The organism is Amycolatopsis sp. NPDC049688 (genome assembly GCF_040674975.1).
Lineage (GTDB): Bacteria > Actinomycetota > Actinomycetes > Mycobacteriales > Pseudonocardiaceae > Amycolatopsis.
This window is the reverse complement of record NZ_JBFANY010000008.1, coordinates 336932-349464: the sequence shown is the minus strand read 5'-3', so window position 1 is coordinate 349464 and position 12533 is coordinate 336932. Positions and strand designations below refer to the sequence as shown.

General features: G+C 73.7%; 9 protein-coding genes. 1 reads left to right on the top strand and 8 read right to left on the bottom strand.

All coding sequences use genetic code 11. The annotated features are described in order from the left end of the window. Position 1: 1 nt before the first annotated feature. The 3 genes from rpmA to AB0J55_RS26390 all read right to left on the bottom strand — a co-directional run bounded on the left by rpmA (position 2) and on the right by AB0J55_RS26390 (position 3795). Positions 2-259, bottom strand: coding sequence for a 50S ribosomal protein L27 (gene rpmA, locus AB0J55_RS26400; RefSeq protein WP_361095558.1), 258 nt, complete (start codon positions 257-259; stop codon positions 2-4). A gap of 38 nt (positions 260-297) precedes the next feature. Continuing rightward, positions 298-612, bottom strand: a complete 315-nt coding sequence (gene rplU, locus AB0J55_RS26395; protein WP_003067132.1) for a 50S ribosomal protein L21 — start codon at positions 610-612, stop codon at positions 298-300. Between the two features lie 165 nt (positions 613-777). Beyond that, on the bottom strand, positions 778-3795 hold the full coding sequence (locus AB0J55_RS26390) for a translation initiation factor IF-2 N-terminal domain-containing protein (RefSeq protein WP_364253685.1): 3018 nt from the start codon (positions 3793-3795) through the stop codon (positions 778-780). A gap of 540 nt (positions 3796-4335) precedes the next feature. Between AB0J55_RS26390 and AB0J55_RS26385 the strand changes: the two genes are divergently transcribed. After that, positions 4336-5754: a S8 family serine peptidase gene (locus AB0J55_RS26385; protein ID WP_364253682.1), complete on the top strand. Its 1419-nt coding sequence runs from the start codon at positions 4336-4338 to the stop codon at positions 5752-5754. 4 nt (positions 5755-5758) lie between these two features. Here the strand turns inward: AB0J55_RS26385 and AB0J55_RS26380 are convergent, their stop codons facing one another. From AB0J55_RS26380 to AB0J55_RS26360, 5 genes are all read right to left on the bottom strand, one after another. Continuing rightward, positions 5759-6580, bottom strand: coding sequence for an ABC transporter permease (locus AB0J55_RS26380; protein WP_364253679.1), 822 nt, complete (start codon positions 6578-6580; stop codon positions 5759-5761). After that, on the bottom strand, positions 6581-7384 hold the full coding sequence (locus AB0J55_RS26375) for an ABC transporter permease (protein ID WP_364253676.1): 804 nt from the start codon (positions 7382-7384) through the stop codon (positions 6581-6583). Beyond that, the gene (locus AB0J55_RS26370) at positions 7384-8340 is read right to left on the bottom strand and encodes an ABC transporter ATP-binding protein (protein WP_364253837.1); all 957 of its coding nucleotides are present in this window, start codon (positions 8338-8340) and stop codon (positions 7384-7386) included. Before AB0J55_RS26370 ends, AB0J55_RS26375 begins: the two co-directional genes overlap by 1 nt. Before the next feature lie 30 nt (positions 8341-8370). Next, positions 8371-11649: a phosphodiester glycosidase family protein gene (locus AB0J55_RS26365; RefSeq protein ID WP_364253834.1), complete on the bottom strand. Its 3279-nt coding sequence runs from the start codon at positions 11647-11649 to the stop codon at positions 8371-8373. A 126-nt stretch (positions 11650-11775) separates the two neighbouring features. Continuing rightward, positions 11776-12486, bottom strand: a complete 711-nt coding sequence (locus AB0J55_RS26360) for a maleylpyruvate isomerase family mycothiol-dependent enzyme (RefSeq protein WP_364253673.1) — start codon at positions 12484-12486, stop codon at positions 11776-11778. Positions 12487-12533: the final 47 nt, after the last annotated feature.

Below are 12533 nucleotides of genomic sequence, written 5' to 3'. Positions count from 1 at the left end.
CTCAGGCTTCGACCGGCACGATGTTGACCGTCTTGCGGCCGCGCTTCTCGCCGAACTGGACCGCACCGGCGGCCAGGGCGAACAGCGTGTCGTCGCCGCCACGGCCGACGTTGACGCCGGGGTGGAACTTGGTGCCGCGCTGGCGGATCAGGATCTCGCCGGCGTTGACTTCCTGGCCGCCGTAGCGCTTGACGCCGAGGCGCTGCGCGTTCGAGTCACGACCGTTGCGGGAGCTGGACGCACCCTTCTTGTGAGCCATAGCTCAGTCCTCTTTCTACCTAAGATCCGGAGAAGTTCTTACAGCGAGATGGCGGTGACCTCGACGCGGGTCAGCTTCTGCCGGTGACCCTGGCGCTTGTGGTAGCCCGTCTTGTTCTTGAACTTGTGGATCCGGATCTTCGGACCCTTGGTCTGCTCGACGACCTTGCCGGTGACCGAGACCTTCGCCAGCGCGTCGGCGTCCGTGGTGACATCGCCACCGTCGACGTACAAAACGGCGGGGAGGATGTGCTCGGTGCCCGGCTCGCCCTCGAGCTTCTCGACCTCGACGACGTCGCCGACGGCCACCTTGTACTGCTTGCCGCCGGTCTTGACGATCGCGTACGCCGACACGGAAGTCTCCTGCATTACTCGACAATGGGTGGGGGCTTGCGCAACCGGCCCACCCGGTGGAAACGGTGGTCCTGGACTCGCGCAGGCGACCTGCTCTGGTGGCAGGCCGTACTACAGGTTACGTGGGGTGCCCCGGTGCGTTGGCACCGGGGTCCCCCTAGTCGTTCACTGGCTCTGGTCGGAGGCGTGCACCGGCGGGCCCGCCGGCCGCGACGCCGCCCGGCGCGGACGGCGCCGGGTGGAGCGCACCGCCGGTTCGGGCACGCTGACCTCGGGGTCGGCGGCCTCCGGAGCCGCCACGGCCGCGGTGACCGGCTCTTCCGCCGGTTCCGGCGCCGGGGACTGCTCGACCTCGGGCTCGTCGTCCTGCGGCACCGGCACCTCGTCCGCTTCGGTGGTCACCGGGGTGCCGGCGACCTCCTGGGCGGGCTCGGCGGGCGGCTCGGCCGCCACCGGCGTCTCGTCCGCCTCCGTGGTCGCCGGGACGTCCGCGACCTCCCTGGCCGGCTCCGGAGCGGGCCCGTTGCCGTTCAGCGCGCCGTGGTCGTGCTCCTTGGCGGCCTTCGACGCGTTCGCCATCGCCGCCACCGCCGAGGCGATCGACTCGCGCTTCTCGGGCGGCGGGACGGCGTGCACCTCGGCCTTGGCGGCGCCCTCGGTCTCCGCCTTGGCGGCTTCGTCACCGCGGCCGCGGCCGCGCGACCGGCGGGAACTCTTCTCCCCGCCACCGCCGTTGCCGCCGTTGCCGTTCCCGCCGTGCGACTGCGCCGAGTTACCGGCCGTGCGCTGCACCTCGGTCGAGACGAGCACGCCCCGGCCCTTGCAGTGCTCGCACGGCGTCGAGAACGCCTCCAGCAGGCCGGTGCCGATCTTCTTGCGGGTCATCTGCACCAGGCCGAGCGAGGTGACCTCGGCCACCTGGTGGCGCGTGCGGTCGCGGCCGAGGCACTCGGTCAGGCGGCGCAGCACCAGCTCGCGGTTGGACTCGAGCACCATGTCGATGAAGTCGATGACGATGATGCCGCCGATGTCCCGCAGCCGGAGCTGGCGGACGATCTCCTCCGCCGACTCCAGGTTGTTGCGGGTCACCGTCTCTTCGAGGTTGCCACCCGATCCGGTGAACTTGCCGGTGTTGACGTCGATCACCGTCATCGCCTCGGTGCGGTCGATGACCAGGTAACCGCCCGAAGGCAGCCAGACCTTCCGGTCGAGGGCCTTGGTGATCTGCTCGTCGATCCGGTGATCGGCGAACGCGTCGCCGGTGCCGGTGTAGCGCTTGAGCCGGTCGGTCAGCTCCGGCGCGACGTGGCTGACGTAGCCGTTGATGGTCTCCCAGGACCGGTTGCCCTGGATCTCCAGCTTGGTGAAGTCCTCGGTGAAGAGGTCACGCACGACCTTGACCAGCAGGTCCGGCTCTTCGTAGAGCATGGTCGGCGCGCCGCCCTTCTTGCCGGAACCGGCGGCGGCCTTCTCCTTGATGACGTCCCACTGCGCCTTGAGGCGGTCGACGTCGCGGCCCAGCTCCTCCTCGCCGATGCCCTCGGAGGCGGTGCGGATGATGACGCCCGCGTCCTCCGGGACGATCCGCTTGAGGATGTCCTTCAGACGGCGGCGCTCGTTCTCCGGCAGCTTGCGGGAGATGCCGGTGGCGCCGCCCGCGGGCACGTAGACGAGGAAGCGGCCGGGCAGCGAGATCTGCGTGGTCAGCCGGGCGCCCTTGTGCCCGACCGGGTCCTTCGTGACCTGGACCAGCACCGAGTCGCCGGTGGACAGCGCCTGCTCGATCTTGCGGGCCTTGCCCTCCAGGCCGGCGGCGTCCCAGTCGACCTCGCCGGCGTACAGCACGGCGTTGCGGCCGCGGCCGATGTCGATGAACGCGGCCTCCATGCTCGGCAGCACGTTCTGGACGCGGCCGAGGTAGACGTTGCCGACGATCGAGCCGGAGCCCGACTGCGTCACGAAGTGCTCGACCAGGACACCGTCCTCGAGCACCGCGATCTGGGTGGAGTCGCCGTGCTCGACGACGACCATCGTGCGCTCGACCGACTCGCGCCGGGCCAGGAACTCGGCCTCGGACAGGATCGGGGCGCGGCGGCGGCCCGCCTCGCGGCCGTCGCGGCGGCGCTGGCGCTTGGCCTCGAGCCGCGTCGACCCGCGGACGCTGCGCACCTCGTCGCGCGCCGGGCGCTCGGCGGGCTGCTCGGCCTTCGCCTGGCGGACGTGCGTGACGGTGTTGGGCGGGTCGTCGGTGGTCTCGGCCTCGTCGCCGTCCGAGCCCTTGCGGCGGCGACGGCGGCGGCGACGGCGGCTGCCGCCTTCGCCCTCGTCGGCGTCGCTCTCGGCTTCCGAAGACGCCTCGGCGGCGTCCTCGGCCTCTTCGGTGTCCGCTTCGGGCTTTTCGTCCCCGCCGCGGCTCTTGCGGCGCGGCTGCTCCTCGGCCTGGTCGTCCTCGGTTTCGGCGGTCTCGTCGCCGCCCTCGGCGCCCTTGCCCCGGCCCCGGCCGCGACGGCCACGGCGGCGGCGACGGCGGCTGCCGGCGTCCTCGTCGTCGTCGGCCCCGGCGTCGGTGGCCGGCGTCGTGTCCTCGGCCTCTTCCTCGGCCACCTCGGGCTCGGGACGCGCCGGCGGCTCCGCGAACGGGTCGGCCGGCTTGCGAGCCGGCTTGGCCGCGGGTTCGGCCGGCTCCGGCGGCAGGAAGACCGGCGACGGCGCGGCGAACACCGGCAGGTGCGCGCGGGTCTTCTGCCGCGGGCGCGGCTTCTCGGCCTCGGCCGTCTGTTCGGTGGCTTCGCCGGTGGCGGCCTGCTGTGCGAAGGGCTGGCCGGCGCTGCCCCGGCCGGCGCGCTGCCGGGCGGGCGCGCGCTCGGCGCCGTCCTGGCCGGCGGTGTCCTGGGCGGCCGGCTGGTCCTGGCCGGTCGCGGCCGGCTCGGCGGGCTGCTCGCCCTCGGCGGGCGCGAAGGCTTCCGCGACCTTGAGCGCCACTTCCCGCGTGACGCTCGACTGCGCGCTGCGGACGCTTTCGCCCAGTTCGGCCAGCTTCGCGAGGACGTCCCGGCTGTGCGACTCGAGCAGCTTGGCCAGCGCGTGCACCCGGATCCGGGCGGGCAGGTCGGCCAGCGGGCCGCTCGGGGGTGTGGCGGGATTCCCGCCGGCGTGCTCGGCGGGTGTTTCCGCGTTCGACATGTGTCTCCTCCGCCCCCGGGCGCGTCTGCCGGTTCGCACCGGCAGGGACGCGGCCGCGCAGGGGCCCCTTTCTGTTCGTTCCGCCCTGGTGGTCACCAGCAGCGGGAATCCTTGCCCGACGACCGGGCGCCGCCCACCACCGCTTCCGGTGGCGCGCGACCCGGTCAAAGGTCTGCTCGGCGGCGTGCATAAGGCACTCGCGGCCCCCGGGCCGCCCGCCACGTCGTCCAGCCGCCCGGTTCGCGGGCGGCGACGCGCGTCGCGGGAGTCCACGCACTTCACCGGGCCACAACGCCGCAGGCAGCACCTCTCACATGCGCCCCGCGGCCCAGCGGCCACCCCGAGTATCCCACACCGGGTGACCGCTCCGGTGTACTCGGTACCCCGGCCCACGCCGCCGGGCGCGCCGCGAGCCCCACCGGCCGGGGGAACTTGGCCGCAGCGCTTGTCCGCCGGGCACGGGGTGGCTACCGTGCGGCTCGGGGTGACCGGGATCTCGCGCGCCGGCACCCGCGGTTCCTGCATCCGGTGGGAGGTCCGGTGTCCCTGCTGGCGCGGCCCCTGCGGGCGGCCGTGTGCACCGTCCTGGTGCTTTCGGGGTGCGTCACCGCCGGTCCCGCGGCGGCCGGCGAGCCCGGCTGCGCCCACGGCCGGGTCCTGCGGTACGTCGTCACCTTCGACCGCGGCACCGCCGAGCCCGCGGCCCGCTCGGAGATCGCCGCCGCCTGCGGCGCGACCACCGTCTACTACCCGCAGATCGCCGTCGCGGTCGCCACCTCCGGCGACCCGGGCTTCGGCGGGCGGATCGGCCTCGACCGGGCGTTCAGCGCCCAGGCCGAGCGGCTCGCCGCGCAGCGCGCCACCGAGGTGCGGCCGCAGCCGGTGCGGACGGCGCTGCCGGCGACCGATCCCGCGAAGGTGCCCACCGCGGACCTGAGCGGGCAGCAGTGGGACATGGCGATGATCAACGCCCACCGCGGCGACGGCGGCCGCCGGGACGTCGTCGTCGGCGTCCTCGACTCCGGGATCGACCCGGACCACCCGGACCTCGCCGGCGCGCTCGACCGCGAGGACTCGGCCGGCTGCCTGACCGGCGCCCCGGACCGGTCGGCGCCGGCCTGGGCGCCCACGACGTCGGTGCACGGCACGCACGTGGCGGGGATCATCGCGGCGGCGGACGACGCCCGCGGTGTGACCGGTGTGGCGCCGGGGGTCAGCGTGGCGTCGGTGAAAGTGATCGACGACCGCGGCTACGCCGACCCCGAAGCCGCGGTGTGCGGCCTGATGTGGGCTGCGTCACGGCACATGCGGCTGACGAACAGCAGTTTCTTCGTCAACCCCTGGACGCTCTCGTGCATCCGCGGCAACGACCGCGGCGTCGTCCACGAGGTGCTGGCGCGCGCGGTCGAGTACAGCACGTCGGCGGGGACGCTGAACGTCGCGGCGGCGACCAACGAGGCGGTCGACCTGACCCCGTCGGCGCGGTCCGGCGCGCCCGGGGCGGGCAGCGGCTGCGAAGCCCTGCCGGCCGGGCTCCGGGACGTCGTCGCGGTGTCCGCCGTCGGCGCCGACCGGGTGAAGGCGGGCTACAGCTCGTACGGGTTGGGGGTGATCGACGTCACCGCGCCCGGCGGGGAGGCGGGCGAGTGCGTGCTCTCGACGGTGCCCGGCGGATACGCGCCGCTGTGCGGGACGTCGATGGCCGCCCCGCACGTCACCGGCGTGCTGGCACTGCTGGCGTCCGCCGCGGAGCAGGCCGGGCCCCGGCAGCTGCGGCGCACGCTCGACGCGCGAGCGATGCCGATGCCCTGCCCCGCCGATTACGACCTGACCGGCGACGGGCTGCAGGACGCGTACTGCGCCGGGTACGAGGGCTACAACGGGTTCTACGGACACGGCATGGTCAACGCGCCGGCAGCCGCCGTGGCACCGGGCGGACGGCCGGATCCGGCGCGCTGACGCGTCACGTCAGGAGCAGTTTGGCGATCCGCCGCGTCGACGCCCAGAGACCCACCGCGCCCAGGACCAGCAGGTACGCCAGGTTGACCAGCATGCCGCCGGAGAGGATGCCGGTCGACAGGCCGCGCATCAGCTCGATCCCGTGGTAGAGCGGGAGGCAGCGGACCACCCACTGCAGCGGCTCCGGGTAGACCGACAGCGGGTAGAACGTCGTCGCGAAGAGGAACATCGGGGTCAGGATCAGCTGGATGTAGTCGAACTGGGCCGTCGACCGCAGGAACGTCACCAGTGCCATGCCGATCGCCGAGAAGGCCAGGCCGATCAGGAGCGCCGCCGGGACCATCAGCAGGGCCCACCACGACGCCAGCAGCCCCATCGCCGCCGCGATCGCCAGGAACGCGACCGCGTAGATGCCGCCGCGGGCGATCGCCCAGCCGATCTCGCCCAGTGCCACGTCCAGCGGGCCGATCGGGGTCGCCAGCATCGCGTCGTACAGCTTCGCGTAGCGCAGCTTGAAGAACAGGTTGTACGTCGATTCGAAGACGGCGCCGTTCATCGCCGACGTCGCCAGCAGCGCCGGCGCCACGAACGCGACGTAGCTCATCGGGCGCCCGTCCGGGCCGGCCACCTCGGTGACCAGCTTGCCGAACCCGAGCTGGAACGCCAGCAGGTAGAGGAACGGCTCGAGCGCGCCGGAGGCGAACAGCAGCCAGTTGGTGCGGGACACCATGACCGAGCGTTCCACGAGCATGCGGGCCCGGCCCGCGTACAACGCGGGCGGGAGGATGCGCAGCAGCAGCCCGGCGCGGGCCTCGACGGTCGTCATTCAGACCACCAGCCTCCGGTAGAAGGCCCGGTGCGCGAGCACCCACCCGGCCGCGAACAGGGCCGCCAGCACGGCGAGGTGCCCGAGCATCGCCCAGCCGCCGACGCCGCCGATGCTCACGCCGCGGGACAGCTGCGTGCCGTGCCACAGCGGCGAAAGCCAGGCCAGCCAGCGGATCGCGGCCGGCAGCTGGGAGATCGGGAAGAACGTGCCGGAGAACAGGGTCATCGGCATCACCACGAAGCGGAAGATCAGCCCGAAGCGCTGGCCCTCGTCGAAGGTCCGCGCGGCCAGCGCGGCCATCAGTGTGGTGCAGGCGAGCCCGGTGATGGTGCCGGCCAGGATCACCAACAGCACCTCCGGCCCGGTCCAGGCGCCGAAGAAGAGCGCGACGAACGCGTAGATCGCGCCCGCGAGGGTCAGCCGCAGGGCCGACCAGATCAGGTGGCCGCCGAAGACCTGGCCCGGTGACACCGGGGTGGCGGTGACGGCCAGGTACTCCTTCTGCCACTTGAACCCGGAGAGCACGGGATAGCTCGACTCGCCGACGGCCTGCTGCGCGGCGCCGGCGGCCAGCAGCGCGGGCGCGATGTACTGGAGGTAGGAGAGCCCGCCGGTGACCGTGCCGGGCCGCACCTGCGAGCCGAACCCGAGCCCCATCGCGGCGAGGAACAGCACCGGTTGCAGCCCGGTCGAGTACAGAGTGGACACCCAGTGGCGGCGGTACCAGGTCCAGCGGCCCTCGACCAGCAGCCAGGCGCCCCGCCACTTGCCGACCACCCGGCCGGTGGAGATCGTCGCCATCAGTCCACCAGCGTCCGGCCGGTCAGCCGGAGGAAGACGTCCTCCAGCGAGCTTCGCCGCACCAGGCTCGACAACGGCCGCACCCCGCGGGAATGCGCGTGCTCCAGGGTGTCCTCGCCTTCGTCGCTGTACAGCAGCACCCGGTCCGGCAGCACCTCCACGCGCTCGGCCAGGCCTTCCACCTGCTGGGCCGCCGCCACCTGCTCCCCCGGCGCGAACCGCAGCTCGACCACCTCGCGCGTCGAGTACCGCCGGATCAGGTCGGCCGGGGAGCCCTCCGCCGCGATGCGGCCGTGGTCCATCACCACCAGCCTGTCGCACAGCTGCTCGGCTTCGTCCATGTAGTGCGTCGTGACGATCAGCGTGGTGCCCTGGGCCTTGAGCCGGAACAGGCGGTCCCACAGCAGGTGGCGGGCCTGCGGGTCGAGGCCCGTCGTCGGCTCGTCGAGCAGGAGCAGCTCCGGGTCGTTGACCAGGGACCGCGCGATCGTCAGCCGCCGCTTCATGCCGCCCGAGAGCGGGTCGACCTTGTCCTCCGCGCGGTCGCTCAGCTGGGCGAACTCCAGCAGCTCCGCCGCCTTCCGGCGCGCCGCCGCGCGGGACAACCCGAAGTAGCGGCCGTAGATCAGCAGGTTCTCCCGGACCGTCAGCTCGACGTCCAGGTTGTCCTGCTGCGGCACCACGCCGAGGCGCGCGCGGATCCGCGGCCCGGCGACCTCCGGGTCCAGCCCCAGCACGCGCAGGTCACCGTCGGTGCGGGGCGACACGCACGCGATCATCCGCATCGTCGACGACTTGCCGGCGCCGTTCGGGCCGAGGAAGCCGAACGCCTCCCCGCGCCGCACCTCGACGTCGATCCCGCGCACGGCCTCGAACTCGCCGAAGCGCTTCACCAGTGCCTTGGCCTGCACCAGTGCCGGTTCCCGGTCCTCCGATTCGTCCACGTCCCCGACGATAGGACCCACCACCGACAAAAACCGAACGCTTTAGCCGCGCACCGTCACGACCAGCGACTGCGTCACCCCGTTGACCGTCACCGAAAGCCGCGCGACCCCCGGCCGCAGCGCGGTCAGGACGCCGGAGGCGGGATCGAACGAAACGACGCCCCACGTGGCCGTCCAGTCCGCGCTCACCGGGTACGACACCGGCACGTCCCGCGTCCCCTGCCGCAGGGACGCGCGCACCTGCGCACGTTCGCCGGGCGTCAGGGACGACGGCCCGGTGAGCGTCAGCGAGTCGACGTTCGGCCGCGTCTCGAAGCGCACCGGCTGGGCGCGGTCGGCCGGGTCCACGCGCAGCAGCGTCCAGCCGACGAACCCGCCGTCACCCGGTGCGGCCGCCGGTGCCTTGCCCGAGTTGCCGTTGACCAGGTACGGCACGCCGTCGACCCGGGACAGCGAGAACACGCCCGCGTGCGACGCCACGGCCGCAGCGGGCTTGCCCGACGCCTGCTCGAACCCGGTCAGCCACTGGGTCAGCAGGGCCGCCTCCTTGCGGTCGCCGAGCTGGGAGTTCCCGGTCGGGCTCGGGTCCTTCACCGGGTGGTGCATCGCGACGACGACCCCGCGCACGGACCGGTCGGCGGCCGCCGAGTCGAGGGCCGAGCGCAGCAGCCGGACCTGGTCGAAGCCGCCCGCGCGCAGCGAGCCGCGCGAGGAGTCCAGGAGCACGAGCCGGATGCCGTGCACGTCGACGACGCGGTGGGTCTCCCCGAAGGCGGCCTGGAAGTTGGCGAGCCCGTTGCCCGCCTCGGCCTCGTGGTTGCCCGGGACGTAGTACCAGGGCACCAGCTCGCCGAGCTCGTCGGTGATCACCTGCCGGGCGAGCACGAAGTCGGGTGCCGTGCCGCGGTCGACGAAGTCGCCGTTGATCAGCACCAGGTCCGGTTTCGCCGCGACGGCTTCGCGCAGCGCCCGCCGGGCCTGCGCGACCAGCGGCCCGGCCGGGTCGTCCGCGGTGAACTGCGCGTCGCTGACCACCGCGACCCGCAGGCCGCCGGTCAGGACGCCGTCGGTGACCAGGGCCGGGTCGTGCGGGGCCGGGTCGGCGGGCACGGCCGTCGCCGGCGCCACCTCGAACGTGAGGTCGTCGAACACGAGCCGGCCTTCGTACTGCTGGTCGGGCACGTTTTCGACGGCGTAGAACCGCGCCAGGCGCTGGCCGGCGGGCAGCCCGGCCGGAACCGCCGCCGTGACGTACCGCCAGCCCGTCCAGTCCACGCTCAGCGAAAGGTCCACAATGGACGCCACGTTCGCCGCGTCGCGCAGTTCCGCCCGCAGCCACGCGCCCTTGCCGTCGCCGTTCACCCACAGGCCGATCTTCTGCGTGCCGTCCGGGACCGGCAGCGGGGCCGACGGCGTCACGTAGGCCGCGCGGGTGGCCGTCGTGCCGGTGAGCCGGTAGTCGAGCGCGAGCCCGGCGCCCCCGTCGCGGCCGGGCGCCGCCGACAGGGCCGCGCCGACGACCGCCGGGAACACCGTCGCCGTCCAGCCCGCCGGGCCGTCCAGCGGGGACGCGATCCGCGGCACCGTGCCGACCGACGCGGCCAGGTGCGTGGTGAGTCCCGCCGCCGACGCGGTGATCGCCGTCGCGCCCGACGCGGTCAGCGCGGTCACCGCGTAGCCGTCCCCAGCCGGCTCGATCCGGACGACCGAGTGGTCGTAGTCCAGCTTGACGTCGTCGGGCTCGAGCCAGGTGCCGTAGCCGTCGGCGTCGTAGCCGTAGACCTTGAACGCGCTCTTCGCGCCGGCACCCGAGAGGGCGACCTGCTCGGTGCTCGTGCCCAGCCGGACCGGCTTGCCCAGCACGGAAAGCGCCGTCTTCCCGGACGCGCGGCCGGAGCGCGCGACGACGTCGACGGCACCCGCGCGGTGGCCGGTGACGACCCCGCGCGTGACGGTCGCCCGCCGCATGTCCGACGTACTCCACCGCGGGTCGGCGGCCACCGCGGCACCGGTTTCGTCGTGGCCGTCGGCGACCAGGTGCCTGCTCAACCCCGACAGCACGCGGTCGGCGCCGTCCGCCGCCACCGCGGGGGCCGGCGCGAACCCGGTGAGCCTGCCGCTGCCAGGCACGGTCGTGAAGCCGATCCCGTTGGGCACCAGGCGTTCCCCGCCGTCGGAGGGGGCGTTCCGGACGCTCGGCGCCGCTTCGCCTTCGTTGCGCGCCAGCAGCGTCGACGACCCGCCGCCGTCGAGGTTGATGGCGTCGTCGGCGCCGAGGCTCTTCATGTGCCGCGCCAGTTCGAGCTCGGTCATCCCGCGGCTGTCGGCCTGCCGCCCGTCCACGGTGGCCAGCCACAGCTTCCGGCCGTCGGCGGAGAAGCCGACCGCGGTCCGCGGGTGCATGGCGACGTTGTCGACCGGCTGCACCACGCCGTCGCGGAGCAGGACTTCGTTGCCGCCCACCGCAACCGCGATCTTCCCGGCGTCCGAACGCGGCGCATACGTGACTCCGACCGCGTCACCCGGCTGCAGCGCGGCGAGCGCGTCCGCGCCGGCTTCGCGGGCGAGCAGCACGGTCGTCCCGGCCGCGATCGGGCCGGGCGCCGGCTGCTCGCGCACCGCGGTGACCACCCCGTCGCGGAGTTCGACCTCCCGCACCCGGGACGCCCCCGCCACCGAGGTCGCCCGCCCGGACGCGCCCCACAACGGCGTGTAGACGCCGATCGCGTCGGGGCCGAGGACAGGGCTGTTGAAGTTGGTCGCCTGCACCGCGCCACCCGGCAGCGTCACGGTGGCTTCGAGGAAGACCGAAGCGAGCGCGGCCTTGCCCTGGTCGGTGATCGACGCGGTGAGGTTGTGCCCGGCGGCCGGTGCGGTCTGCAGCTGCCCGCGGTCGATGCCGACGCCGATCGGCGCACCGGTGGCGCTGATGTCGAAGAAGTCGCCGTTGACCCCGGCCACCGCGCCTGTCCGGGCGAGCTGCTGCGACAGCGGCGTGCGCGCGGAAACCGTGCCGGGACTCAGGTACGCCGGCTTCAGCACCTTGCTGCCCAGGTCGACGGCCAGGGTGTCGCCGCGGATCCAGCCGGCCGGGTCGAAGCGGTCGAACTGGGTGAGGTTCAGCCCGGGCGCCACTTCCGTGGTCGCGCTGCCGGTGACCAGGCCGTCGTCGGGGTCCGTGGTGGCGAAGGCGGCCGGGCCCTCGTAGGCCGACGACGCGGCGGGCGCGGCCTCGACCGGGGGCGTGCCCAGCGGTGCTTTCAGCGGGTCGGCGTGGGCGGGAACGACGAACACCGTCGCGAACAACGCGGCGAGCGGCAACGCAGTGCGTGACTTCTTCACCAGGTACCCCAGTATCGAGTGAGAGCAATCCGCATCAGCACAGCGCAGCGGCACGGCCGGGGGAAGACTTCCCGGTGAACGCCGCCTGAATGGTCTAGAACACCATCAAGGGGTGAGGGGTGCGGCGAGGAGCGCTTCAGCGGCCTCGCCGGTGACGCGCGGCTCCGGTCCGGTGCGCTTCCACAGGCGCAGCAGCAGATCGCGGGCCGGCGCTTCGACCGTCGCCCCGGACGCGGCCGGGCCCAGCGCGGGCGGCTCGCCGGGGTGCACGGTCCAGACGTCGCCGGTGTCGGTGGCGCGCAGGGTGACCGGCCCGGGCAACCGGGGCACGGCGTGCCACCGCGTCACGCGGGGCAGCATCGCACCGAGGACCTCGTCGACGCCGTCCGCGGCGACGGCCGGGTCGAGCACGTGCTCGCTGCCGAGGTCGGCGAGGTGGATGGCGGTTTCGTGGACCTGACGGCGGTACCAGAACGCCTTCGTCTTGTCCGTGCCGCCGAAGTGCCAGCAGGGATCGCCGGGCTCGGCGGCCTCGAGCTCGCCGAGCAGGAGCCGCGCGCTCTCGGCGTACCACGGCACGAGGTCGCCGTCCGCCGCGGTGGCGAAGTCCTGCGGGTGCACCTCGCCGGTGCGGACGACCGTCGCGGCCCAGCGGTGGACGTTGCCGAGGTGCGTCGCGAGGTCGGTGACGGTCCAGCCGGCGCAGTCGGGCACCGCCGCGGCCGGGTCGGCCGTGCGCAGGGCTTCGGCGAACGCGCCGGTCAGCTCCTCCAGCACCGGGAGGTAGGCGCGCGAGGCGAAGGGCATCGTCGTCATGCGGGCTCCGGAAAGGAGAACCGGGGCCACGCGGACGCGCGGCCCCG

Coding starts and splice junctions, on each gene's coding strand:
- rpmA (WP_361095558.1), bottom strand. CDS start 259: ATGGCTCACAAGAAGGGTGCGTCCAGCTCCCGCAACGGTCGTGACTCG.
- AB0J55_RS26390 (WP_364253685.1), bottom strand. CDS start 3,795: ATGTCGAACGCGGAAACACCCGCCGAGCACGCCGGCGGGAATCCCGCC.
- AB0J55_RS26380 (WP_364253679.1), bottom strand. CDS start 6,580: ATGACGACCGTCGAGGCCCGCGCCGGGCTGCTGCTGCGCATCCTCCCG.
- AB0J55_RS26375 (WP_364253676.1), bottom strand. CDS start 7,384: ATGGCGACGATCTCCACCGGCCGGGTGGTCGGCAAGTGGCGGGGCGCC.
- AB0J55_RS26360 (WP_364253673.1), bottom strand. CDS start 12,486: ATGACGACGATGCCCTTCGCCTCGCGCGCCTACCTCCCGGTGCTGGAG.